Annotated in this window: 24 protein-coding genes, 2 pseudogenes and 1 other annotated feature; of the genes and pseudogenes, 22 read left to right on the top strand and 4 right to left on the bottom strand. The window is 34.3% G+C overall.

Annotation, left to right across the window (positions count from 1 at the left end; genetic code table 11):
- Positions 1–81: 81 nt before the first annotated feature.
- The gene (locus ACYQ73_RS05940) at positions 82–255 is read right to left on the bottom strand and encodes a hypothetical protein (protein WP_460011625.1); all 174 of its coding nucleotides are present in this window, start codon (positions 253–255) and stop codon (positions 82–84) included.
- A 340-nt stretch (positions 256–595) separates the two neighbouring features.
- On the opposite strand from ACYQ73_RS05940, the gene ACYQ73_RS05945 reads away from it, so the two are divergent.
- The 15 genes from ACYQ73_RS05945 (at position 596) to ACYQ73_RS06015 (ending at position 18,105) form a co-directional block, all read left to right on the top strand.
- Positions 596–1,048: a hypothetical protein gene (locus tag ACYQ73_RS05945; protein WP_460011626.1), complete on the top strand. Its 453-nt coding sequence runs from the start codon at positions 596–598 to the stop codon at positions 1,046–1,048.
- A gap of 38 nt (positions 1,049–1,086) precedes the next feature.
- A complete protein-coding gene (locus ACYQ73_RS05950) occupies positions 1,087–1,938 on the top strand; it encodes a DUF2785 domain-containing protein (RefSeq protein ID WP_460011627.1) in 852 nt (283 codons plus the stop codon).
- 82 nt (positions 1,939–2,020) lie between these two features.
- Positions 2,021–2,260, top strand: a binding site (T-box leader).
- A 54-nt stretch (positions 2,261–2,314) separates the two neighbouring features.
- On the top strand, positions 2,315–5,404 hold the full coding sequence (gene ileS / locus ACYQ73_RS05955) for an isoleucine--tRNA ligase (protein ID WP_460011628.1): 3,090 nt from the start codon (positions 2,315–2,317) through the stop codon (positions 5,402–5,404).
- A gap of 411 nt (positions 5,405–5,815) precedes the next feature.
- Positions 5,816–6,190: a hotdog family protein gene (locus tag ACYQ73_RS05960; protein ID WP_460011629.1), complete on the top strand. Its 375-nt coding sequence runs from the start codon at positions 5,816–5,818 to the stop codon at positions 6,188–6,190.
- Positions 6,191–6,639: 449 nt separating this feature from the next.
- The gene (locus ACYQ73_RS05965) at positions 6,640–7,146 is read left to right on the top strand and encodes an NUDIX hydrolase (RefSeq protein WP_460011630.1); all 507 of its coding nucleotides are present in this window, start codon (positions 6,640–6,642) and stop codon (positions 7,144–7,146) included.
- 205 nt (positions 7,147–7,351) lie between these two features.
- Positions 7,352–7,837 (top strand): DinB family protein, encoded by a 486-nt coding sequence (locus ACYQ73_RS05970; RefSeq protein ID WP_460011631.1) that lies wholly within the window; start codon positions 7,352–7,354, stop codon positions 7,835–7,837.
- On the top strand, positions 7,824–9,797 hold the full coding sequence (locus ACYQ73_RS05975; protein WP_460011632.1) for an alpha/beta hydrolase family protein: 1,974 nt from the start codon (positions 7,824–7,826) through the stop codon (positions 9,795–9,797). The genes ACYQ73_RS05970 and ACYQ73_RS05975 overlap by 14 nt, the downstream gene beginning before the upstream one ends.
- A 904-nt stretch (positions 9,798–10,701) precedes the next feature.
- The gene (locus ACYQ73_RS05980; protein ID WP_460012304.1) at positions 10,702–11,376 is read left to right on the top strand and encodes a M15 family metallopeptidase; all 675 of its coding nucleotides are present in this window, start codon (positions 10,702–10,704) and stop codon (positions 11,374–11,376) included.
- 136 nt (positions 11,377–11,512) lie between these two features.
- On the top strand, positions 11,513–11,656 hold the full coding sequence (locus ACYQ73_RS05985) for a hypothetical protein (RefSeq protein ID WP_460011633.1): 144 nt from the start codon (positions 11,513–11,515) through the stop codon (positions 11,654–11,656).
- Between the two features lie 339 nt (positions 11,657–11,995).
- Complete coding sequence (vanY, locus tag ACYQ73_RS05990; protein ID WP_460011634.1) at positions 11,996–12,883, top strand: VanY-A/VanY-F/VanY-M family D-Ala-D-Ala carboxypeptidase; 888 nt, start codon at positions 11,996–11,998, stop codon at positions 12,881–12,883.
- A 1,411-nt stretch (positions 12,884–14,294) separates the two neighbouring features.
- A complete protein-coding gene (locus tag ACYQ73_RS05995) occupies positions 14,295–14,477 on the top strand; it encodes a hypothetical protein (protein WP_460011635.1) in 183 nt (60 codons plus the stop codon).
- 268 nt (positions 14,478–14,745) lie between these two features.
- Positions 14,746–15,930 (top strand): sensor histidine kinase, encoded by a 1,185-nt coding sequence (locus ACYQ73_RS06000; RefSeq protein ID WP_460011636.1) that lies wholly within the window; start codon positions 14,746–14,748, stop codon positions 15,928–15,930.
- Positions 15,927–16,601 carry a response regulator transcription factor gene (locus ACYQ73_RS06005; RefSeq protein ID WP_460011637.1) on the top strand — a complete coding sequence of 225 codons (675 nt, stop codon included), beginning with the start codon at positions 15,927–15,929 and terminating at the stop codon, positions 16,599–16,601. Before ACYQ73_RS06000 ends, ACYQ73_RS06005 begins: the two co-directional genes overlap by 4 nt.
- 341 nt (positions 16,602–16,942) lie before the next feature.
- A complete protein-coding gene (locus ACYQ73_RS06010) occupies positions 16,943–17,077 on the top strand; it encodes a hypothetical protein (protein WP_460011638.1) in 135 nt (44 codons plus the stop codon).
- Complete coding sequence (locus ACYQ73_RS06015) at positions 17,074–18,105, top strand: alpha/beta hydrolase (RefSeq protein ID WP_460011639.1); 1,032 nt, start codon at positions 17,074–17,076, stop codon at positions 18,103–18,105. Before ACYQ73_RS06010 ends, ACYQ73_RS06015 begins: the two co-directional genes overlap by 4 nt.
- 114 nt (positions 18,106–18,219) lie before the next feature.
- Here the strand turns inward: ACYQ73_RS06015 and ACYQ73_RS06020 are convergent, their stop codons facing one another.
- Both ACYQ73_RS06020 and ACYQ73_RS06025 read right to left on the bottom strand, forming a co-directional pair.
- Entirely contained in the window at positions 18,220–18,462 is a 243-nt protein-coding gene (locus tag ACYQ73_RS06020) for a tyrosine-type recombinase/integrase (RefSeq protein WP_460011640.1), read from the bottom strand.
- A 179-nt stretch (positions 18,463–18,641) separates the two neighbouring features.
- Positions 18,642–19,343 (bottom strand): tyrosine-type recombinase/integrase, encoded by a 702-nt coding sequence (locus tag ACYQ73_RS06025; RefSeq protein ID WP_460011641.1) that lies wholly within the window; start codon positions 19,341–19,343, stop codon positions 18,642–18,644.
- Between the two features lie 192 nt (positions 19,344–19,535).
- Between ACYQ73_RS06025 and ACYQ73_RS06030 the strand changes: the two genes are divergently transcribed.
- On the top strand, positions 19,536–19,958 hold the full coding sequence (locus tag ACYQ73_RS06030; protein WP_460011642.1) for a hypothetical protein: 423 nt from the start codon (positions 19,536–19,538) through the stop codon (positions 19,956–19,958).
- A 122-nt stretch (positions 19,959–20,080) separates the two neighbouring features.
- Complete coding sequence (locus ACYQ73_RS06035) at positions 20,081–20,419, top strand: hypothetical protein (protein ID WP_460011643.1); 339 nt, start codon at positions 20,081–20,083, stop codon at positions 20,417–20,419.
- A gap of 147 nt (positions 20,420–20,566) precedes the next feature.
- Here the strand turns inward: ACYQ73_RS06035 and ACYQ73_RS06040 are convergent.
- Positions 20,567–21,797, bottom strand: a pseudogene (locus tag ACYQ73_RS06040) (IS110 family RNA-guided transposase).
- Between the two features lie 868 nt (positions 21,798–22,665).
- Between ACYQ73_RS06040 and ACYQ73_RS06045 the strand changes: the two are divergent.
- The 5 genes and pseudogenes from ACYQ73_RS06045 (at position 22,666) to ACYQ73_RS06065 (ending at position 26,035) form a co-directional block, all read left to right on the top strand.
- Positions 22,666–23,550, top strand: a complete 885-nt coding sequence (locus ACYQ73_RS06045) for a GNAT family N-acetyltransferase (protein WP_460011644.1) — start codon at positions 22,666–22,668, stop codon at positions 23,548–23,550.
- Positions 23,551–23,957: 407 nt separating this feature from the next.
- A pseudogene (locus ACYQ73_RS06050) lies at positions 23,958–24,302 on the top strand (NUDIX domain-containing protein); the annotation flags it as partial.
- Between the two features lie 232 nt (positions 24,303–24,534).
- Positions 24,535–25,008: a GNAT family N-acetyltransferase gene (locus tag ACYQ73_RS06055; RefSeq protein WP_460011645.1), complete on the top strand. Its 474-nt coding sequence runs from the start codon at positions 24,535–24,537 to the stop codon at positions 25,006–25,008.
- Positions 25,009–25,083: 75 nt separating this feature from the next.
- The gene (locus tag ACYQ73_RS06060) at positions 25,084–25,440 is read left to right on the top strand and encodes an ABC transporter (protein ID WP_460011646.1); all 357 of its coding nucleotides are present in this window, start codon (positions 25,084–25,086) and stop codon (positions 25,438–25,440) included.
- A 94-nt stretch (positions 25,441–25,534) separates the two neighbouring features.
- Positions 25,535–26,035 carry a CDI toxin immunity protein gene (locus tag ACYQ73_RS06065; RefSeq protein WP_460011647.1) on the top strand — a complete coding sequence of 167 codons (501 nt, stop codon included), beginning with the start codon at positions 25,535–25,537 and terminating at the stop codon, positions 26,033–26,035.
- Positions 26,036–26,068: the final 33 nt, after the last annotated feature.

Consider the following 26,068-nt stretch of genomic DNA (forward strand, 5'->3'; position numbering starts at 1 on the left):
TATAGGCTGTTTTTTAAATATGGTTTAAGGTACAATTATTGTAATTATTTGGCTCATCACCAAAAGTTGTGGATGACATTTTTAAAAAAGTATGCCCTGTATATTAGATAATTGAAGTGGAGACTGGGCGACTCCTTGGGGAATAGCGATAGAGGAACGAAGGCTAAAACCATCACGTCCTGTGATAACGCCTTCGTGACCAACATCGTGTTGGCCCGAGACCCTGGAGCGAGCATCGCGAGTGAAGCGGCTCATCGGACGCCCCAGGAAGCTCTGCTCTGCGCGAAAGCGAAGCGTCAGCGATAAAAGCGCCCGGGCGGAACGGAAATCAACCACACGTTTTGGTGAAGTGCAAATTATTTGTATGATGTCATTTTCTCAAAAAATGGATACTGGGGAGTGAGTAAAGCTTTGATAATTGCAATAATGGACAATGCGTTAGCTTTTATTCTATCTTTACCATTCATACTTATCTATTTTAAAAGCCTTTCCCAGGAAAATTCAGCTTGGCGTTGGACTTTGGCCCTTTTGGCTTTTAAATCATAATATGATTCGATATTTAGTGTCTTTTGGTGATATCTTTTGGGTGGTACTAATGTGGCAAGTTCTTTTTATTTGGCCATTATGTATAGGCATCTATTATTATTTATACAAAAAGGAAGATAAATGGGGATTTTATCTAGGGTTAAAGAAAAAGAATGTCATTTTATTGGGGAGTCTAGTCGTTTTATGCATTGCTTCGCTAGTGATTTGTATGTATGATACTAACAAAAGAGTGATTTCCTTTCATGTACAAGTAATGAAGGAATTGGAAGACAGCCCTGACCGTTCGCAATATTTGATAGAAAATAGTGTTACGCCATCTACATTATTTTCTTTGTCAGACCAAATTAATGAGGTCAGAAATGGAAAGATACATGCGGCAACCTTCCCTTGGAAAAGCAAGGTAATTGTTGTTATGGACAACAAACAGCAGATGGAGTTTACGTATGTACGCTTTAATGAGGAATGGAAGCTTGATGGTATTTATGGTGAAAGTGGTTTTTGATTATTCAATTAAAAGCAAACATGAAAAGGAGAAAAACCGTGCGTATACTACAAAAAGAAAACTTATTGAAGGAAGATGACTTAAAAGAAATACTCAAAGAATTACAAAGTGGAGCTAGAACATGGCAGCAAAAGGATCATACCGATCTCATACAATCAATGATACTACATATCGGCTCATTAGATAGTGAACTACGAGATAACTTAATTTATGGATCGTTTTATGAATTGATTCGTGAAAAAAACTTACTAGAGCATTCACTTTTAACGGAGCTTTTAGAGGAATGTTTGAATAATTTATTATGCAAGGGTATTGAAGAAAGTGAATCAGATTTAGTTTTTACCCGTACATTTACGTCGCTACTGATTGCCCTAATATTATTTAGAGATAACGCAGACGATTTTTTATCCCAACAGAAAATCGCTGATTGTAAAGATAAAGTACTAGCTTATTTAGCTGCAGAAAAGGATGTAAGGGGCTACGTGCCAGTGAAAGGGTGGGCTCATAGTGTTGCCCATATGGCTGATGCAATCGATGAATTGGTGAAAAATCCAAAATTAGATAATACCTCTTATAGTGAAATTGTAAGCGCCTTATGGAACGCTATTTTGCAAGAAAATTATGCTTTCATTCACAATGAAGATGAACGGATTTTAGTTCCTATTTTCACAATGCTTGAGCATGGTTTAGAGGAGCAAGAGATCATTAGATTACTGCAACAATTACCTATAACTTTAAAAGTAAAAAAAGAACAGCTCGATGTACAGCATCACAGGATTTTAGTTTTTAACTGTAAATCCTTTGTGAAAAGCTTTTATATTAAAACAAATGGGAAGTCTAAGTTCGCGGCTCTTCATAAAAGCATCGAAGTATGTCTCGATGAATTATAGGGGGAATTACTACCAATATTAGTACTTTGAAATTATTGACAGACAAAAATTAGTTTGTTAAGATGAGTGACAATAAAAGCATACAAATTCGTTGATGAGAAAAAGTAGTGTTTCATTTTGTTCTACAGAGAGCCGACATTTTGGTGGAAGTCGGTGTGCAGGTGTTACATGAAAATCCTCTCTGAGAAGATTGGCTGAACATAGTAAGCTAATCCGGGTGTCTACCGTTAAAAAGAACACGTATGATTGTACGTTGCTAAGTGCTATTGAATGTTGATTCAATAGAATTAGGGTGGTATTCGCGGTTAACCCCGTCCCTTACTTGGGACGGGGTTTTTTGTATGCCTTTTATACAATTAGTATAGGAGGAATTTACATGCAAGCTGAAGAGAAAAAAGAAACGACTGTAGAAAGAGAAACACGGATTAGTCGATTGTGGGAACAAGAAGGAACGTTCCAATCGTCTGTTGCGAATCGGTCTAGCAATAAGCCTTTTGTATTTTATGAAGGTCCGCCAACAGCGAATGGTTTACCACACGTGGGTCACGCATTTGGTAGAACGATTAAAGATGTCGTGGCTCGTTTTAAAACGATGCAAGGTTATTTAGTTGAACGTAAAGCTGGCTGGGATACACATGGTTTACCTGTAGAGTTAGGCGTGGAAAAAAAGCTAGGTATCTCTGGCAAGCAAGAAATTGAAAAATATGGTGTTGAACAATTTATTCAAGAGTGTAAGGGAAGTGTCTTTACTTATGAGAAGAAATGGCGCTCCTTTACAGAACAGCTAGGTTATTGGATTGACATGGATGACCCATATTTAACGTTAAGTAATGATTATATTGAGTCCGTTTGGAATATTTTAAGCCATGTGCACAAGGAAAATCTTTTATATAAAGGGCACCGCGTTTCACCATATTGCCCTAGCTGTCAAACATCATTAAGCTCTCATGAAGTTGCACAGGGCTATAAGGATGTAAAGGATTTATCTGTTACGGCAATGTTTAAGCTAAAGGATAAAGATGAATATTTTCTAGGCTGGACAACGACTCCATGGACATTACCTGCCAATGTTGCATTAGCCATGAATCCTAAGCTCATGTATGTTCGAGTGAAGCAGCACAATAAAGTCTATATCTTAGCAAAATCACTAGTGAATAAAGTTTTTGCTGATTCTGTTGAAGTGTTAAGTGAACATGAGGGGCATGAATTTGAAGGTGTGTCGTACACCCCACCATTTTCTTATGTCACAGTTGATAAGGGGCATGTCGTTGTATTAGCGGATTATGTTACAGAGCATAGTGGAACTGGTATCGTCCATATTGCGCCTGCATATGGGGAGGACGATTATAAAACGGTTCAGCAAAATGGGCTATCGTTTGTCAATGTTGTTGATTTAAAGGGTTGCTATACAGAAGAGGTTCCTGAGCTTGCCAGTAAATTTGTGAAAGATTGCGACGTCGAAATCATTAAAATGCTCGCTAAAAAGGAGCTATTGTTTGATAAGGAAAAATATGAGCATAGTTATCCTCATTGCTGGCGCTGTGATTCACCTTTGCTTTATTACGCGACTGACAGTTGGTTTATCAATATGTCTACAATGAAAGATAAACTTTTACAAAATAATGAACAAGTTACATGGTATCCTGATCATATTAAACACGGTAGATTTGGCAATTTCTTAGAAAACCTAGTGGACTGGAATATTAGCCGTAATCGCTATTGGGGTACTCCGTTAAACGTGTGGGTTTGTCAGGATTGTGGTCATGAAGAGGCGCCAAATAGTATGGCTGCCTTAAAAGAGTTAGCGAAAGGTACTTTACCTGACATTGAACTTCACAAGCCATATATTGACGAGGTTGTCTGTACTTGTCCAAAGTGTAGTGGTGACATGGAACGTACACCTGAAGTGATTGATGTATGGTTTGATAGTGGATCAATGCCATTTGCGCAGCATCATTATCCTTTTGGAGACCTTACAACTTTTAACAATCAATTCCCTGCTGATGTTGTCATCGAAGGCATCGACCAAACACGAGGCTTTTTCTATAGTCTTTTAGCGGTTTCGACTTTATTCACAGGAAAGGCACCTTATAAAAATGTACTTTCCTTAGGGCATGTTTTAGATGAGCATGGGCAGAAAATGTCGAAAAGCAAAGGGAATGCATTAGAGCCAGTTGAGCTGATAGAGCAGTACGGAGCGGATGCTTTAAGATGGGCATTTTTAGTCGACAGTTCACCTTGGAATCCTAAACGCTTTTCAAAAAAGATTGTGATGGATGCGAAATCAAAGCTAGTCGATACACTAGATAACACGTTCAAATTTTATCAGCTATATGCAGAAATAGATGGCTTCCAGTACGATGCTAACAAGACTGGAACTCGCACAAAATTAGATCATTGGATATTGTCTCGATTACATCATACAATTCAGCTTGTGACAAAATCTATGGACGACTATCAATTTACACAGGCAACACGTGAAATCGGCAAGCTTGTAGAGGAGCTAAGTAACTGGTATATCCGTCGCTCACGAGCAAGATTTTGGGCAAGCGGGCTGACTGAGGATAAACGAGGTGCATACAGTACACTGTATGAGCTTCTAACGACAATTTGTCAATTACTAGCACCATTCACACCATTTATTGCCGAAGATTTATATCGACAATTAAGCGGAAAAAGTGTACATCTACAAAACTACCCAATGTATAATGAGACCCTCGTTAATACTAAGCTTGAGAAAGAGATGGCGAATATTTTAACAATCGTAGAGCTAGGCCGTAGTATCCGTAATAGTCAAGGGATCAAGGTAAAGCAGCCGTTAAGTGAAATCATTGTCTCTGTTGACGGCGAATTAACAGATTATCAACCATATAGCGAGCTCGTGAAAGATGAATTAAATATAAAAAAATGCGTTTGGACAAATAATTTTTCAGCATATGAAACCGTTCATTATAAGCTTAATTTTAAAACGGCAGGTGCAGCATTTGGTGCAAAAGTGAACAAAGTAAAAGAGTATGTAGTGAATTTAAATGATGAGGAGAAAAATGTATTACAGCGAACAGGTTCAGTACCGTTAACGATCGATGGGGAACAGGTAACTTTATTAAAAGCGCACGTGTTAACTGAATCTATTGTTAAGGGCCAGTATATCTTAGCAGAAGATGCTTCATGCCGAGTCCTACTCAATGTTCATCTGACAGCTAGCTTACTTGAAGAAGGGCAAATAAGGGAATTAATTCGCACCATTCAAGATACACGTAAACAATGGGAACTCCCTGTCGAGCAGTATGTATCGATTTCGATTGCTGGAAGTGCCAAAGCAATAACGATCATCCAGCAGCACGAAGCGTTACTAAAGGCTAATGTGTTGTTAAATGATATTCATTATGTGAGTGACGATCATGGTGAAAGATATATAGAGACAGAAGTGTTTGATGAAAAAGTTTCTGTTTATTTTAAGCTGTAAAATCTTTAAAGCTCAGGTAAGTTTCAAACGCTTTGGTCGACAGAAGAAGCTATGTGCAACATTATAATATGCTATTTTTATGCTGAACTAATTTTGATATTAGTTCAGCTTTTTTGTGTTTAAAGATATAGTTTGAGTATATTTAATTAAAGTATAGTATCTGTAAATTCAACTCCCATGAAAGAACTTAATCATCTTTCATTTTCTGAGGTGAGTGCTAGTTTTTGCGCTTTATGGGTGGCTAACGGGGGCTTTACTTCAATAAGGGGTAGAGCCTTTTTTTACTTAAACGAAGGAGAAGGTTGGTTGAAGAAGGTTTTTTTGGATTTTTGTAGAATTTATTACCTTGGAAAGTATGGTATTGATGTAATATTCACATCATGATTAACCAGACAGAGGGAGGAGTCTAAAATGTCTTTAAAAGCAGGAGATATAATTACGTTTGAACGAACTTTTACAGTAAGGGATGTAGAATTATTTACTGAGATTTCAGGGGATAAAGGGATACATCATATAACCCCAGATGAACAAGGAAGACTTGTTATTCAAGGATTATTAACGGCAACTCTGCCAACAAAAATAGCTGGAGATAATAACGTACTGGCTCGTCGTACGAGTTTTGAGTTTTTAAGACCTGTTTTTACAGGTGATACAATAGTTTGTATAGTTAAAATTGAGAAATACGAAAGGCAAGAAAATAGAACAGCGTTTGTTGCCTCCTTTTTATGTAAAAATCAGAATGAAAAAGAAGTGTTGAAAGGAGATGTATCAGGTGTAATTCTTTAAACTTTATTATAATATCGGGAGCAATATGGAAATCTAAGGGATAGCATTCCTGTAATAACTAAATAAAGTTCATATATGTAAAAGCAGATAGTTTGTGAATAAATGTTCTTAAACTATCGGGGTGCATTAATTGAACAGAGAAACATTTATTATGGTGTTTCTCTGTTTTAAATAAACTAAAAGTCTGATAAAACCCCTTCCTAAGCTTTCCACTTTGCTGTGATAAGTAGGATAGCTAAAAATATCAATTATAATTTACCTGATTTCTCTCTAATACATCCAATTTATTAAATTACATAAAAATAACAATAATACAATTTTTGACCATAGTGCGCAATGGAAGAAAAGATGCTTCTTCCGCTAACAGTATAAGTTAGAATAAAAGAGGTAAATTCAAATATCTTATAGAACTTGTATTGAGACTATTTTTATTAAGGTGGTAATCAAATATGGGGATTTCTAACTTCTATCAGAAACTTAGAAATAAAGTTGGTAGTGAATTAATTTTCATGCCTAGCGTAGTAGGCATTATTCGAAATAAACGAGGAGAAATTTTGTTGCAGAATAAAGGTAATGGTGAGAAATGGAGTCTCCCTGCAGGAGCAATAGAAATGGGTGAAGCACCTGCACAAGCTGTTGTACGTGAAGTGTGGGAAGAGACAGGATTATCTGTTGTTCCAAAGAGATTAATGGGAGTACTTGGCGGGAAAGAATTCCGTTACGAATATCCGAACGGGCATAAAGTGGAGTATAACATCTTTATGTTTGAGTGTGATATTCAAAGTGGAGAACTGTGTCCAATAGATAATGAAACTAATGATCTTCAGTATTTTAAACCAGATAATATGCCAGAACTAGCTTTACCTTATCCGAAACATATATTTACACAAACAGACAATAACGAAGTATACTTTCAATGGAATAAAACTTGGTTAGATATTCCCTCTGAAAATTAACTTCTCTTCTTCAACTAACGGAGTGCGATTGTATAATTAGTACACTCGCTTCGTGTGCGGACTTACGTTGAATAGCTAGAAAGAGGTAACCATCTCATATGAGGTGGTTTCTTTAATTTGGGTGATGACATTACTGAAGTATAAGAAGGAAATAGTTGGATTTTCATCGAAATATAATGTAATAAGCTAGATGGGAGTGCTTACAATGATTAAATTCTTTGAATACAACTGGCAGGTAAGAGATGAATGGTTTGACTGGTGCAATCAACTGACAATTGAAGAGTTGTTAAAAGACCGCAGGGGTGGAGTAGGAAATATATTATATACACTTTTTCACATAATTGATGTGGAATATAGTTGGATTCGTGGTATTCAAGGCAAAGAAGATATAGTATTTCAGTTTGCTGATTATAATACACTTGAAAAGGTTATATCACTTTCAGATAAATCACGAAATGAAATAGCTGAATTTATAAAAGTAAATGTAGGAGGTTTAAAAGAAAAACTAGTCAGTGTTTCCTGGGATGAAGATAAATACACTGTTGATGAAATATTACACCATATAATTACTCATGAAATTCACCACATAGGTCAACTTTCTGTTTGGGCGAGAGAATTAGAACTAAGCCCTGTACCTGCTAACTTTATTGGAAGAGAGTTAATGAGAGGGGCTATATATGAAAATGAATGAAAAAACATATCTAAGTATAGAAGAGATCATTTCATTACCAACCTTATCAGATATAAACATAAGTGATGATGGCAAAAAAGTAGCGTTTGTCAAGAAGACAGCTAACTGGAAAGACAATAAATATAGGAATCATGTATGGATATATGAAAAAGATAAGGGACAGTGTTATCCATTAACAACTGAGGATATAGATAGTACATACCCATTATGGTCTCCAGATTCTAGAAATATCGCCTACCTTAGCCCAGTTGGTGATGGGGATAATAAGAAAAATCATCAGATCTTTGTTAAGCCAATAGATGGTTATAATGGAGTTCAAATTACTGATGAGAAAGAAGGGGTCAGTAAATTCAAATGGGAGTCAACTGGAAAGGGTTTTTATTATGTTGCACAGTCAAAAGAGTCTGATGCGATAAAGAAACGTAGGAAACTATATGGAGATTTCCAACATATAGGTAAGGAATACCAAAATAATTGTTTATATTACACCGAAATAGAAAAAGTGATACAAAATGATAAAGATGAACAAGAAAATAGCGTTGTTTATCAACTAACTGATGGTAAGGATTTTCATATTCATGAATTTGATATTTCAAATGATGGGAAAAAGGTTGTATTTATGGCTACTCCAAGTCCAAATATGGGAGATTATATTAATGGAGATCTATACATATTGGATATTAGAGTTGGAGAGCTACAAAAGATGAATATAGATAAGTTGTTGGGAGGGAGCGTTTGTTTTTCTCCTGAAGGTGACAAAATATGTTACTCTGCAAGCATAATGGAGAAAGATTACTATAAGGCCCATATACAAGACAGTACACTAGAGATATATGATATTAATAATGGAAAGCTAATTCAACCTTTAACAGATTTTGATAGTACGGTTATTCCATTACGGTGGACAGCTAAAGGAATTTTAATTAGATGGCAGAATAAAACTAATTATCTAATTGGGTTGTTATCTGAGAATGGCACTGTGGAAATGTTAAGCGATAAAGTAAATAGCTTTATAATGGATGCTTCTATCACAAGAGATGGAAATCATATAGCCTATAATAAGGCTATAACAAATGAAACCTTTGAAATCTATTTAGACGATAAAAAAATAACGAATGAAAATAGCTTTTTCAAAGGAAAGCTTAAAAGTAACAGGGAAATAATCTCATGGAAAAGTAGTGATGGTCTTGAAATAGAGGGAGTTTTATCAACCCCAGTAGAGTTTGACGCAAATGAAAAATATCCCTTATTAGTGGTAATCCATGGTGGTCCGGATTGGGCATCCTTTCCAATATTTTCAGACTGTTTTAATGAGAAATATCCTATTGAACAGTTTATCGAAAAAGGCTTTATAGTTTTAGAACCAAACTACAGGGGAAGTTCTGGTTATGGTAATGAATTCTTAAAAGCAAACTATAGAACATTGGGAATTGCTAACTACGATGATGTTATATCTGGAGTGGATAAACTAGTTGACAAAGGAATTGTAGATAAAGATAGAGTAGGGGTTATGGGATGGAGCAACGGGGGATATATATCAGCTTTCTGTTCTACATTTAGTAGTAGATTTAAAGCTATTTCAGTCGGAGGTGGAATTACTAATTGGAGTACCCATTATGTAAATACAGATATCCCTTACTTCATTAGGATGTATTTAGGAAATGATCCATGGAATGATCCAGATATATATACTAAAACATCACCAATGACATATATTAAATCAGCCTGTACTCCCACTTTAATCCAACATGGCGAAATGGATGCAAGAGTTCCAACTCCAAATGCATATGAGCTATATCAAGGATTAAGGGATATGGGGATTGATACAGAATTAATTATATTTAAAGGAATGGCATATAGTTCTGACCTGCCAGGAGTTAATGTGGCTATTATGAAGCAGAATTTGATGTGGTTTTCACACTATATTCTTGGAGAAAGTATAAGAGATTTTAGGGTTTAATGGATATCCAAAAGATAAAAACCAATTAAAAAAGCTTTATGAAGAAGCAACAGCTTTTGATAAAAAAGATGACAATGAAAATTGGGTTGCTATCGACAAAATTTTAAATCCATATAATGAGCAAATAAAGAAATTCTAATCTCAGCTTCTAAATTAACACTAAATGGCAAAGTTTACCTCACGCAGCATAAGTAAAGGATTTCAGGCTGATTTCTTATGTCATTGAAAAATGATATAGAGATTAGCCTCTTTCTTTTCCTATCTCTGCGCAAATATACACTCTCTTTCAAGGTCACTTATAATAATTTACCTCTCTTTAATTTCATTAAATCTTAAGAAATCTCCTAAGTTTTTATTAATAATTATTCTTTATAATTAGTACTATCTTGATGAAAGGGAGATTAGATACGGAAAAATCATTACTAAGAACACTTATTTTTTACAGATAACGGAATTTAATAGAAAAGCCTAGTTGATATGTCAACCATAAAGCTTCTAAAAAACTGTTTTTAAGCGCACTCAAATAAACCTTGTATTTTTTGTACAAAAAATGAACGTATATGGAAGCTGATTAAAGGATTTGAAAGAAAGTGAATGGGTAAATTTACTCTCTACTCTCGTTTGGTATGTACAGCTGATTCGTGCGTAGTAGCGAATGCACGAGGCGTACAAGTATTAAATTGGATAACACAAATAAGCAAGTAAACACCATGGTTAATGGAAGTTTCCTTTTGGTCCTCGGTTAAACCAGGGACAAACAGGTAAAACATAAAAAAGAGTGAGGGAGCCAAAAGGCGACTATTTCCTATAGGAAGTCCAACAGATTCCCCAGTTATCCGGAACAACTGGAAATTCTATCGGAAAGAGCTCTTATCACTGATAAAAGAAGAGGCATATAAATATGATAAAAAAAATAGTCACAATTGCACTACTCATGATGATTCTAATTGTTTCTGGCTGTTCCGGAAATGAACAAAACAAACAACAAATACAACAGGGATTCCAAACTGTGGCTGATCCTGAAAGTATCACCGTTCTTGTCAACAAAAAAAATGGTTTTCCGGAAGGTTATGAACCGAAAGATCTCGTTTATCCAAATGTTCCATTTATTTTTAATGAAAAAATAGAAAAAAGAATGATGAGAGAAGAAGCAGCGAAGTATCTCGAAAAAATGTTCCATGCGGCGAATAAGCAGAATATTCATCTAGCAGGTGTTTCAGCCTATCGTTCTTCTCAAACTCAAACAACCCTATTTAATAATTATGTTGAAAGAGATGGTATCGAAAAAGCAAAAACATATAGTGCTGTTCCTGGCACAAGCGAACACCAATCAGGATTAGCAATTGATGTTAGTGGATCTGATGGATCTTGTGCAGCAGATGACTGTTTTGCGAATACAGAAGAGGCAGCATGGCTTGAAGATAACGCCCATAAATATGGATATATCATTCGCTTTCCAAAAGACAAAGAAAATATTACTGGCTATCAATATGAACCATGGCATATTCGTTATATTGGTGTAAATTTAGCCACAGAGTTATATAATAAAGGGTTAACATTAGAAGAATATTATGAGTAGCATCTTTGAGCAGAAAGAGAAACTAACAATGAGTATCATAAAAAAGTAAAATTCCTCCAATGATATATGTGTAGGAGAAATTAATTTAGTGGGCCGCTATTGAAGAATGGGGCTCTTTTTGAATTAAAATAATTGAATGGGTATATTAAGTAACTGCCTATATCAATTACCTATTCAATCCTCCAGGGTGTCTATCCCAGTGGGAGATACAGCTAAGGCTTGTGAGGAGAAGTACGAAGAATTAGAACAGAAGTTGGATAAAAAACTAAAAAATAGTTGAGTAAACAGGATTCAACTATAGGTGTGTTAATTAATAATCATTGAGTTGCATTTATGCAGCTCTTTTTTTCTTATTGAACCAACGGGTAGCTATTATGATTATTTAAAAAAGGCAAAATATGAAATCATACGAGTATTGAGTTAATGTTAAAATAGAAATTGTTTTCAAAAAAGTGGATTTGAGGGTTTTATTTCAACAAGAGGTAAGTAAAAAAATAATTAAGATAGCTTCATATTTTAAGTATGTAATTTAAGACAAATTTAAGATTTATCCTACTTTTTTCTTAATTAGTTTCACTTATAATCATTTAAGTAAAGAAGAATAAAGGAGAAGTTAAGAATGAAAAAGTGGGGCTTTTTATTAATTTTTGCAATATGTTTAGGTGTAACAGCCTTTAAGATAATACCGTTCTTTCAAGGTGAAAATGGTGTAATAGGAAATGCCTATAATGAGAATGGTGTAGGGGATGGTAGTTTGTCTTCTGGAAATATAAAAAAAGTAGAAATTCCTGTAGAACAAATTTATCAAGGAAATTTACTTTTGGTCAACAGTAAGCACCCAGTTCACAATGAAAGTATAAAATCAGATGTCATCAATTTATATGCTCACAAAGAATTGGTAAAAGGATACAGAATGTTTAATAACGAAACATATTTATCAAAAGATATAGCAAGTAAATTTTCGGATATGGTTCTAGATGCCGAAGAAGATGGAGTTTCTAATTTCTTAATTACGAGTGGTTTTCGAGGATTTGATGAGCAAACTAAGCTTTATAAAGAAATGGGTTCCCATCGTGCCTTGCCAGCAGGTTACAGCGAACACAATTTAGGTTTATCGCTTGATGTGGGAAGTACCCAAGGGAAGATGGAAGTAGCACCTGAGGGAGAGTGGATTGCAGAAAACGCTTGGAAATACGGGTTTACTCTACGTTACCCAGAGGATAAAACGGACATAACGAGAATTATGAATGAACCATGGCATATCCGCTATGTCGGTTTACCACATAGTGCGATTATGAAAGAAAAGAATTTTGTTTTAGAGGAATATTTAGATTATCTAAAAGAACAAAAACATATTTTTGGTACTGTAAATGGTCAACAATATGAGGTCTTTTATTATCCTGTTACTAAAAATACCACTATTAATGTGCCAGCCAATCTTCGTTATGAGGTATCAGGCAATAATATGGATGGTGTGATTGTGACAGTATTTCCTAATAACGTGTAGAAACTCAAGGAAGGTGATGATTTCTTAGAACGAATTGTTTTGCTGGATATTTATATTAATACGACTGTAGTGATTGGAAATAATGTACATAAACTATCGGGGTGCTGTACTTCAATATGGTCCACTATTTTTCACCAATCCCTAAAACTATTATAGAAACGAAGCAAAATGTAAAATCAAAAAGGGACATAACTAAAGGTTCCTTCATAAAGCCAAATAATCTCTAAATTAACAAAACACGATAAATAGAAAAACCGAACTATTTCGAAACACTTCATGAGAGTTTCATTGGATAGTTCGGTATTTTTGTTGGCTGAAACACATTTGTCCCAGCCTCCTTATTTTTTTCTAATCAGTGTATCCCCAAGAGGGATGCCAACCACAACAACCAAAACCGTTAGAATTACCAGGGCTTGAAAAATAAAATACGCCACTTGATCGAACATCGTATCTCTCCTTCTTTTTTAATAATTCCTACCTTATATTCTTTAATTATCCAACTCCTATTGAAGAGTCAAACTAAAAGCATAAAGCACATAATCATTTGTGCTTTTAATAATATAGTTTACTTCATTACAACGTATGTATGCAGTCGTTACTTTTTATATTTTGTGATCTTCAACAATAGGGCGCGTTTATTTAATAAAGCTTCGCTGTTCTAACGGCGGCGATTCTTCAATTAGAGCAGGCGCTTCTTGTGCTAACGGTGCAGTTTAATTGAAAGAGGGAAAAATTACATATATGAATTAAGGCAATGTATTGTTAAGATTTGATAGGTTAAATATTCAATGGGAAATTTTCCGAACGAAGGGATAAATATTTATTTTTAGGAAGGATAAAAATGAAGCGATATATTAAAAAATATACACAAGGTTTTTTATTGATGATATTGTTTCCGATTATTACTGGAATAATGGATGGAATTAGAAATACTGGGGAATTGAAATATTGGATAGCACTAGCATTTGCATTTCCAGTATATTCATACTTTTTTTTGGGATATCAGTAAGGAATTTGATAAAAATAAAATGTTTTCAAGAGTGAATTTTATTATGCACTTTTTTGTACTTTTAGGAATAATTTCGTCTTTAATATGTATGGTATTAGTTGGTTTAATTAAGTAAAAAATTTCATTTAGTTATATTGCGGAGAATCGTATCATAAGTAAGAACGGTTTTTAGAGGAGTATCATTCACAAAAAGAATGATACTCTTTAATTTAAATTTAGAATCAGTCTCTTTAGAAAGAGATATATTGAAATAACTATTTGTGGATGAATACACTTAAATTAACGGGGTGCTTTACTTCAATAAAGAGTAGAGCCTTTTTCTACTTAAACTAACGGAGCTGTTTAGTTGAATAACTTATATGGGTTATTGTGGTAATATGAGGTTGTAAAGGGGAAATCTAGATGGTTGAAAATACTCAAACAAACAGTAATTCGGTAATTTCTTTAACTCTTGGTATTCTTTTAATCCTAATACCATTCATCGGTTTGTTTCTTGGTGGTATAGGAGTTATAGTTGCTAGAAAAGCGACAAAAGAAATTGTAGAAAAAAACCAAAGTGGTAGTGGATTAGCTCTTCTGGTTTAATTTGTAGCTTGGAGGGGATTAACATTCAAATCTTTTCAGTATTCTCGTTTTCTATTCCCTAACAAGTGTAGGGTAGTATTTAAGGTTCTTATTAAACTCCCATGAAAGAACTTAATCATCTTTCATTTTCTGTGGTGAAGAGCTGAATTTTGCGCTTCATGGATGGCTAACGGGGAGGTAAACTAAGCATAATCAATTATTCGAACGAGAATGGCAAAGTAATTTTAGGAATGATGGTAAAGACGCGGAAGTTGGGGGATATAAAAGTATGAATGCAGTAAGGGATCAAAGGAAATGGCATTGGTTGGACTATGTTCTATTTCTCATTCGTACAATATGGATTACGAATATTGGCTACTTGATATCCATAGGTACGACAGGTTTGAACAAGTGGATTTTACTTTTGTGGGCTATTAGTTTATACATAATACCTCACCTATTTTATAGGCCCGGGCTTATAAAATTCCCAAAGTATGTATTTGCCGAGGTATTGCTAACGGGTTCAGCGTTTATTTACCTATCGATCCAATATGAAATATCAGAGACTTACAGTTTTCTATTCTGGCCTATGTTTACTGTAGCTTATGCTTGTCAAGTGAAGCCGTTAATTTGGTTAGGACCTTTCTTATATATTTCTATTTTTTTTGCTGGCACATTGGCCGGTGATCTCTTCGCTGATGAGGGTTTCTTTGCTCGCTTCATTGATACAACTATTTTTTATGGTATCGGGTTATGTATAGGAAGGATGACCATTGTCAATAACGCCAATAAAACGTTAATTGCTTTTATTGAGGAAAAAAACGAGGACTTGGAATATTACTCAAAAAAGATTGAGGAACTGACGATTAAGGAAGAACGAAATAGAGTTTCACAAGATTTGCATGATACAGTAGGCCATATTTTCACATCAGTCATAACGAGTTTAGATGCTCTTCCTTTTCTATATCGGGCAGATAAAATAGAAGCAGAAAAAAGTATAAAAGAGATTTCAGATTTAGCACGAGCTGGATTGCATGATGTGAGAAAGACAATTCACCAGATGTCGCCCATGACTCATCAAACACTTATTGAATCTGTGCAAGAATTGATTGTTGATTTTATGAAACATACATCAACGGATATAAAACTGATTGTCGAAGGAGAAGCGACCAAAGTCGGCGAAAGGATAAAGTTTGCCATTATTCGTTGTATACAAGAAGGGCTTACAAATGCGAAAAAACATGGGCAGGCTACCATTATTAATGTAACTATTTCGTTTAATCAAGAAGAATTGATTGTTCTCATTGAAGATAATGGAATGGGCTTTAGTGAATTGCATTTAGGGTTTGGCTTACGTTCAATGAAAGATCGAATATCGGCATTGGCAGGTACAGTGGAATTTTATTCGAAATTGAATGCTGGTATGAGGATAACGTGTCACATACCTACTACAAAGGAAGTGTCATTATCATGATAAAAGCGGCAATCGTCGAAGATCAAGAGATTTTAAGAAAGAGCTTAAAAATTGTGATAGAAAGCATTTCTGACATTGAGATTATTGAAACTGCGGAAAATGGAGAGAAGGCCATTGCTTTATGTGAAAGGGAAAATATTGATATTATTCTAATGGATATTCAAATGCCGGTGATGGATGGTGTAAAGGCGACAGAAGAAATTAAAAAACGATGGCCCAATATAAAAATTATTATACTTACTACTTTTCAAGATGTTACACACGTTTTGAGTGCCTTAAATGCTGGTGCAGAGGGTTACATATTAAAGGCTGTTGATCCTGAATTTTTGGTTCAGGGAATTAAAATGGTGTATCACGGAGGTTCCCTCATTCCTCAACAATTAGCAAAAGAGGTGTTTGGTCAGATACAATTAACTAAAAACGAACACTCAAAACAACTTCACCATAACTCTATGAAAAACCCATATGAATTAAATAATCAAGAATTAAAAGTATTAAAATGTTTAACTCAAAGATTATCCAATAAAGACATTTCAGAAAAGATGTTTCTTTCAGTGGGAACTGTGAAAAATTATGTCTCTAACATTTATTCGAAATTAAATGTTAAAAACAGAACCTCAGCTATTATGAAAGCAATAGAAGAGAGTCTTATAGAAGATAAGAAATATTGAAGTAAGAGAGTGTGGACAAAGTCAAATTAACTTTGTCTTCACTCTTTTTTAATTGCAACGAACTGGAATGTTATTTTGAATTTTTTTACTTCATGGGCTATTCAAAAGGTCCACCATTCAAAAAATCTTATGTGGATCGCATATCCTATTAGATTATAGCCAATCGTTAATTAGTCATTTTTTCAAAATAGTTATGACTTATTAATGACTTATTGACACTACAGTATATGACCTTTCATCTGTAGAGTAGAAATATGAAATGAAACAGGCATGTTAGTTAAGGAATTCAACTTTCTACTTTAATAGTAATAGTAAAAATCAGTTAATCAACACGTCTGGAAGTGAAATTAATAATAGAGGTCAAAAAGCATGCTCAAATCAATACAGTATGTATTTTTGATGAAGTTGGAGAAGACGTAAATAAAGATTCGACAATTCAACTTACAAAAAATGGGGAGGAAGGGGAGAACAGATGAAAACCATAAAGAAGCTAATAAAATATATCGGAGCCATTATTATAATAGGACTAATCATAGCACTTTTTTGCCCTACTTGGACTTCACAAATAAAAGGTGATAACAGTATAAGTGCATTAGAACAAGTAGAGATAAATGGAAGTAATCATGAAATAATGATACGTGGCACTGATAAGGATAATCCTGTTATTATTTTTGTACATGGAGGACCTGGATGCTCGGAAATACCATATGCAGAAAAATACCAAGACTTACTGGAAACTAAATTTACGGTTGTTAATTATGATCAGCGAGGAAGTGGAAAATCCTATCATTTTTTTGAGGACTATTCTAATCTTTCGTCAGACTTACTGGTGGAGGACTTAATGGCTTTGACGGATTATATATCAGAACGGCTCGGCAAAGAAAAAGTAATACTAATTGGTCATTCTTATGGTACATATATTGGCACGCAGGCTGCCTATAAAGCTCCTGAGAAATATGAAGCATATATTGGTATTGGACAAATGAGTAATCAAGTAGAAAGCGAGATTGAAAGTTTAAACTACGTAATTAAGCAGGCTCAAAAAGCTGGCAATACTGATGATGTTTTATATTTACAAGGGTTAACTGAAAAAATTAAAAATGGCGATATGTTTACCCCACGGAATTATGTTATGAAATATGGCGGAAGTGTCAGACTCATTGATAACCCCGATGGAGATAACTTAGGTATATTACTCAGTAGTGAGTATAATTTATTAGATCTAATCCGATATAATCGTGGGTTGGCCTATTCTCAGAAGTTTTTGTTAGAGGACATATTAAAAAATTCATTACCTACTAACGAAACGAAATTTGAATTACCAGTTTATTTTATAATGGGTAAATATGATTATTTGACTACATCAAATGAAGCAAAAAAATATTTTGATATGATTGAAGCCAATAAAAAAGAATTTATTACTTTTGAGCAATCAGCGCATTATCCACAATATGAAGAGAAGGCAAAATTTTATGAATGGATGTGCGATACATTTTTAAAATAAATAGGGTAGTTTTTTTCTTATCTTTAAAGAGAGAGTGTGAAGAATTGTACTTAAACTAAACGGGTGCTTTTGTCTAGTGGAGCAAAGTCTTTTAAGACATTGCTCCTTTTACATTTAAAAGTACTTCTGATAATATTCTTTCTTTAGCCTCCCGCTTAATTGAGCGTAGATCCTAGTTGTTTCGCTTTTCTCGTGCCCCAAAAGACTTTGTATGACTTCTATGGGAGCACCATTGTTCAACAAATGAGTTGCATAGCTGTGTCTAAGTTGGTGTGGATATAAATGTCTGTATCGAAATGTACATTTTTGCTTGTCTAAGCATGCACACTTTCGCTCAGAATGCGCTCCTCTATACATATGTATGAATAATTACAACTTGACATGGAGACCACTACTCACATGATTCGGCAGCCAAAAGCCCGCTATTACAAGGGCTGGCTGACCGAATAAGGTTATCATGCTCGCCCTCCATGTAAAGTTGTAATATACAGTGGGAATCAAAAATGTACATGGTTAAACGAGCGTTTTTGTACATACTAATAAGCGCATTTATAGTGTGGATGAATATCTTTATTGATTTCAGCACGATTTGATATCCGCTTGATGATGTATCGCATTTGGGCAACACTCATTTTATGTGGCTGCCTTACTGTCACAAAGATGGCAGGATTATTGTCAGTACGGCTTTCAATATAACGTTTAAGCCATATGTCACAACACGTATTAAAATAAACCTCCCTTTCCTTATCACCTTTTCCTCTAACGATTGCGGATTGATTGGACCAATTAATATGGTTCTTTTCTAACGCAACTATTTCTCCAATTCGGCAACCAGTAGAAAACATGATTTCGAAAATTGCTTTTTCCATTGCGGAATGACAGGATTCACGGAGGTGTTCAATCTCCCGTTCGGTTAAATACTTGGGTATCCGCTTTCCTACTTTCGGTTCTTTAATTTTGGAAGTTGGATTCTTACTCAGGTATCCTTCTTCATGAGACCGACGAAAAAATGATTTCATAAAGCGGATACGGTGTGCAAGACTGGCTGGTTTTAAGTGCTTGCCGGATATAGCAAGATATTCCTTCAGGTGATTGGTGTCAAGCAATTCCATCTCTATATCCTTAAAATAACCAATTAATAGAAAAGACTGTAACCGGTAGGCCTTCAGCGTTTGTGGCGAAAAGCCCTCTATTCGTTTATCAGCTTCAAACAAAGTCCATGCTTTTGACAGTAACAATTCCATTCCCCCTAAAATAGTAACATAAAAGGGATTATTGCCAACTTAATAGAATTTTAGACATAAGGAGTGATTTTACTAACGGTGCAGGTTAATTAAATTAAAAATTGTAACTTTATTCCACTTTTTCGTCTGATTTATTATGAAGTTTGAATGTACCAATATTAAAAAAATTCATAGGGGGATAATAGTATGAAAACTTTTTATCATTGTTTAATAATGTGGATACCCTTTGGATTGCTGTTTTCCTTAGCAGGATTAGGACTAGAAACATTAGAAGGAAATAAAATCAGAACATCAGAATATATGGGACTTCGTGATTTTGGAATTCTTTATTTGTTCTTTATTGGTTCTTTCGCCTTTATGTTATATCCTATTTCATTTTTGCCACTAACGTTTATCCTAAGTAAGTTTATAAAATCTTTACTGTTTAAAGTGATTATCTTTACTTTTTTTGGTGGAGTAATAGGGGCGTTTACTTTTGAAATAATATATGTGAGTTATATAAAAGAATATAGTTTAAGCATGATTAGTTCCATTATTATTTTTGGTATTGCAGGTTTACTCTATGCTTTGGCGGAATATTCTTTCAAGAGAAATATAAAATTTGCTTAAACTAACAGAGGCAAGAGTTAAACAAGGTGTTGCAGCGGCAGCATTTTTTTCTTTATTGTACTAACGGTGCAGTTTTGTTGAACAAGAATATTGTTTAAAATTGAAATAAAAGGGGTGATATTGTGAAGGTTAAACATTCTTTTTTTAGTATATTTATTTTTTCTATTCTGGTTATTGCAGGTTGTTCTTCAAGTGCTGACTGGAATTCATCATTTGTCGTATGGGATGGCTATATCTATGAAATTAGTGAAGAGTACGTAATTGAAATCAATGAAGAGATTGGTCAAGTTACTAAGCATTCGGATGAGGAAGGAACGTACTCTGGAAACTTTTCAAATAAGTACAAAAAGGGGACTAAGTATTATTCAATAAAAGGCACTAATACGGATGAAGCGATAGCTATTGAAGAAGATGGAAAGTATCGAAAAGCAATTAGAGATGGAAAATATGGAGAAAAGTAATTTTTCTTATTAAACTAAACCAGCTAATAGATTGTCAATAAAAATCTTTTAAATAAAAAAATACTTCATGCTATACTAAAAAGCGCAACCCAAATAACCCTCCGAATTCAATTTGAAAGGTTTTTGTTGTATTTGAAAATGCTGTAACTACATGGTTTCTTGGAATGGTGTTTTCGTTTTTAAAATCGCATAAATCCAATGTAAAAGCTTATTTGCACAAGCGATAATGGCTACTTTATATGGCTTTCCTTCCTCACGTTTTATATCGTAGAAGGCTCGTAATCGCTTATTTCGTGCAATAGTTTCAGATGTTGTTTTCTTTTTCCGACTATCTCGAATAGAACAACGAACAGCTGTATAAAGCATGTGGCGAAGCCGAGCCGCGTTTAGTAATGTGATTTTTCGTGCCTTTAAAGCGACCTGATTCAAACACACTGGGATCTAGTCCTGCAAAGGCTACTAACTTTTTCGGATGATTAAACCGATCAATTTCTCCGATTTCTGAAATAATCGTTGCAGCGATTTTTTCACCAATACCGGGAATTGATTGGAGTAATTCATATTCTTCAAGTTGTGCCGCTAACTCATCAATCTCACGCTCCAACGTAGAAAGTTGTTGGTGGTACACTTGAAGTAAATCAATATACATATTCAAACTGACTAGAAGACTTTGATAAAGAGTTGATTGAAATGGATTGCGTTCTGCAGCTCCGATTAATTTTTCCGATCTTTCAAGCGCCCAATTAAACGAACGTGCTTTGCAATGTGTATCAATGAATTGCGCGATCTCTTCTACACCTGCTTCTTTAACTAATTCAGAAGTAGGGTAAGCTTGTAAAGTTTTTATGGAAATCTCAGCGTATAAATCGCCAAAAACCCCTTTGTACTCAGGGAATATTTGATCTAATACGGCTTGAAATTGAAGCTTTGTTTGAGTCATAATTCCCGTTATATTTTCATGTTGCCTTGTTAGATGCCGAAGGTTTAATAACTGTACACCACGCTTTTTCTGAGGCGCTAAATCCTCTTTGTAATACAGTTCGCCTAAGTGATAAGCATCAATGGCATCTGTTTTGGTTTTTCGCAAGCTAGAACTTTTTGCTCGGTAAGATACCAGTGGATTTACGATAATGACAATGTATTCTCTTGCTTCTAAAAACTGTACAACTGGGGCATGATAGTGACCCGTTGATTCCAAAACAACAAGTGGCTTCATCCCTGTTTGACGCTCTAAATCTAATAAATAAGAGTGTAACTCTTCCAATCCATCCACCGTATGATTAACTTTCACGCTGTTTTTATAGGGCATTTTTTTATCCAAGAACATTTGAACCTGACTTTCACCTTTTGCGACATCCAGACCAACTACTGGATTCATAGTTTATCTCCTCCTAAGGTAGTGTATTGACAGGTAACCTCTATCTAGCTTGTTATTCATATCTTCGCTTGTTATACGAGATCGTAATGTCCCAACCAGCCTAATCATGTGTTAACAAGTAGAGGGCGAACAGTTTAGTTGTCGGGATCTAGTCCCACGGGTGCTTCCGTTCGACCCCGGCTACTATCAATCTATAAATTGAATAAAAAATAGTCAACCAGATTTCTCTGGCTGACCTTATAATACGAACGGGGTGCTTTACTTGAGGAACTGTGACTTTGAAATAAAGTCACGATGTTTATAAAAAAGTTTCAAAGTTTTTCTATTTTGGTTATTTTTGACAAACTGGTGTTTTTATGTCGAAAAGAAGAAGGTGAGAAAGGGGAAAATTTAAAATAAAAGCACTCCAGTATAGGGCGTTTTTCATAGAGTATTCATACTAATGAAAAAATTCGCGAAATAAAAGGTGGACAGAAATTTAAACAGGTGATAGTATATCTTTATTCTTAAAAGCAGAAGGGAGATTAGACTTTTATGCTAAAACTTATTATCGCAAATTAAATTCCAATGAATTTAATAGAAGGGCAATTCTATAATTTTAATTATAGGTTTATTTATGATGCCCTTTTGCGATAACTAAGAGAAGCGATGATATAATGTCTAATCTATATAAGCAGGTAAATAAATTTATATAATCCAACTAAAGGCAAGCACTAGCTTTAGTTTGGTTAATTTTATTTTTTTGCGTATAAAAAGACTTTATGAGTTTATTCTCATAAAGTCTTTTTCTGTTTTTAGGAGGTGATAATTCTCATAAATATTATGTAATGCACCAAAGTGATTGAAGCAAAAATTGGAGGGGATTTAGATGGAAAAATATGAATTAGTTAGTGATTATCGAAATAATGAAAGTTTGAAGGAGAGTTTTAATACCTTAGCAATGAAAACATTCGAATTAGATTTTCGAGGCTGGTACAACAGAGGGTATTGGAATGACAAATATATACCGTATTCATTTGTTGATGAAGGTAAGGTTATCTCAAATGCTTCGGTTAATAAAATGTCAATAATTATTAATGGTGAAATGTATAAAGGCATTCAGATTGGTACAGTAATGACAGATGAAAATTATCGCAATCAAGGTTTGGCTCAGCTATTAATGCAGCATATTATGAAAGAACACGAAAATACTTGTGATTTCATGTATCTTTTTGCGAATGATACTGTATTGGATTTTTACCCGAAGTTTGGCTTTACACGTCTAAATGAAAGTGAGTTTAGCTTAGACATTGCAAAAAGCTCAATTCAAATGAAGATGGATGCGAAAGTAAAACAGCTTACTATTGAAAATGATCTTGCATTACTTGAAAAGTTTGCGAAAAATAGCCATGTAAACTCTATGATTTTAGATGTTAAGCATAATGATAGTTTATTAATGTTTTACTTCATATTAGTATTTCATGAAGCCATTTTCTATGTGGAAGATTTAGAAACGATTGTGCTAATGAATGAAGAAGAAGGTACTCTGCATATTTACGATATCATTTCGTTAAATGCACCAAATGTTGAAGCTGTATTAGCAAACATTGTGAAGAAAACAACGAAAAAAGTAGTATTTTATTTCACACCTGATTTTACAATCGAGGGCATGACAGCAACCATTATGCCAAATGATGATGATGCTTTATTCGTCTTAACGAAAAAGTCATTGTTGAAGGATAACTTTATGTTCCCGTTAACATCACATTGTTAATTGGAGTAAAATATCCATACTGAGTTAGTATTGATACTGCCTTCGCTTTAGGCTTTTATACCGAACATAGTGCTATCGTGGAAATGTCGAAAATCTTAAAAGCTCTTGTGGAGATAGAAAAGGATGTGGAGGCTGGGACATAAGTATATATTAAAAGCAAAATTAAAATATTTCACAACAGAAAAGCGTGAGAAATCAACGTTTCTAAAATTGATTTTTCGCGCTTTTTATGGTTTTGACCTGTTTTGTCCCAGCCTCTTATCTTTATATGCATCTCTATAGAACCTTGTCTTTAATTCTGTAAATAAAGAGGGAAAAGTTACTATAAAGAAGACTTAACTAACGGGGCAGGGTGGTTGAAGAAAGATCAAATTTATTTTAAGGTTATTTTTTGGAGGAGATTAGCAATGAGGGCACCTTATCAAGTTTTGGTATTTCCTTATATAATCACTGACAATTCTATTGAATATGCAATTTTTAAGAGAAGTGATTATGGATATTGGCAGGGATTAGCTGGTGGTGGAGAAGAGGGTGAGACTCCTATTGAATCAGCTAAACGAGAAGCAGTTGATGAGGCTGGTATTACAAGAGATTATCCATATATTGAATTAGATTCTATGTCTTCACTACCAGAAGAAGATGTAGTTGGGAATTTCCTTTGGGGAGAAGACGTTTATGTATTAAAAGAATTTTCTTTTGGTGTTAAAGTTCCTACAAAAGATATATCTTTATCAAAAGAGCACCTCAACTACCTTATAGGAATTGAACAAAAGGTTATTAAATCGGATTAACACCAAGCAAAAGTTTGTGAAAGAAAATACTTAAGCTAACGGTGTTTTACTTGAAGAACATTGAGGTGCATATGCAGCTCTTTTTTTCTTTATTGAACTAACGAAGCAGTTTAGTTACAAAAGGGATAATATAAAATTTGCTTTAATGTTAATATTAGTTTAAATAGATTTTCACAAAAAAAGGAGGATTAAAATGGAATTTCGTTCAGTTAAAGGATCAGACTACTATGTAATTTCACCGCTAATCAATGAGTGGTGGGGTGGCAGAAATATGTCTGATATGTTACCAAAATTATTCTTTGACCATTTTACACAAACAAGCTTCATTGCAGAACAGGATGGTAAACTTGTGGGTTTTCTAATAGGATTCCTTTCTCAAACTCATTCAAATGAGGCGTATATTCATTTCGTTGGAGTGCATCCTCAATACAGAAAGCATAACATTGGAAAGCATTTATACAATAAATTTTTTAATGCGGTAAAGCAAAATAATCGAAGTATTGTTCGTTGTGTAACGTCACCTGTCAATAAAGTCTCGATTGCCTATCATACCAAGATGGGTTTTGAAATTGAAGATGGAGATAGAATTGTTGATGGTCTATCAGTAAATACAGACTATGACGGACCAATTCAAGACAGAGTTTTATTTGTAAAAAAATTAGATTAAATTCTAGTTTCTTATTGAACTAACGTAAGCAGGTTAGTTGAATTAAGAAGTGTATATAAAATTGCACTTTGGGGCGTGATTAAAACGGATAGTAAGCTATTAGAAATATATGTGGGATGGGAAGATAAATTAGATAATGACGAGTGGTATTTTAGTAATTCGTTCGAATCAATTACAAAAGGAATGTCACCCGAAGAAGCGTTTAACTACATTCCTAATATCATTGAGGTGTTATTTAAATTAGATGATGACTTTTTGGTATGGGAAACCCTTTACTCCTTAATAGAACTATATTGTCTTGCTGATACCACTCATATACATCCACACATCGAAAGTAATTGGTCTGAGTTAACACAACATATCAAGAAATTTGAAGATTCTTATGGTACTCCATTTAAAGAACTTTTGCGACATCTAAGAATAAAAGAATGAGGTTTTTACATTGTTAAGCTAACGAGTTAGTTCAATAAGAAAATAGAAAAAGCCAGGTATAATTGCAGGGAAAAGTAAGAAGAGAAGGTGTGCAATGGACACGAATGATCGGAAAAAAAGATTAGAGTTTCTTTTACAAAAGCAAAAAGAGAAAGAAAGATATGATGCATTACAGATGCAATTAGGTTGGATGTTGGAGCCGTTCTCAACTAAAGAAAGTATTAGGTTGTTAGATGTTGAGGAAAAGGAGAAAATGAAAACTGAATTTATAGCGAGCATCCCAATAATTGAATGGGTAAGTCTAGACTTAGAGAAAATGAATAACAAGTTCGTGATACAAAATGTTAATCGTGATAAGGTATCATCGTTTTTAAACGATAAAGAACTTTACACTGAGAATTCAGTTTATCTTTTCTTACAAGACGACCTACCACCATTTAGTACATTACCTTGGGTGAAGATGCCACTATCCAAGGTTATTGAAAATATTATTCATTTAGCAGCAGAAGATGCCTTTCAACAGTATGTATTTTGCCCATCACCTAAATTTGTAATTGAATTCGTTGAACATGACTTAATAACCATTGCTTGGTAACAGGGGATTCTTGATACATTTCACTAAAATTGA

Source organism: Lysinibacillus sp. CTST325 (assembly GCF_054665055.1).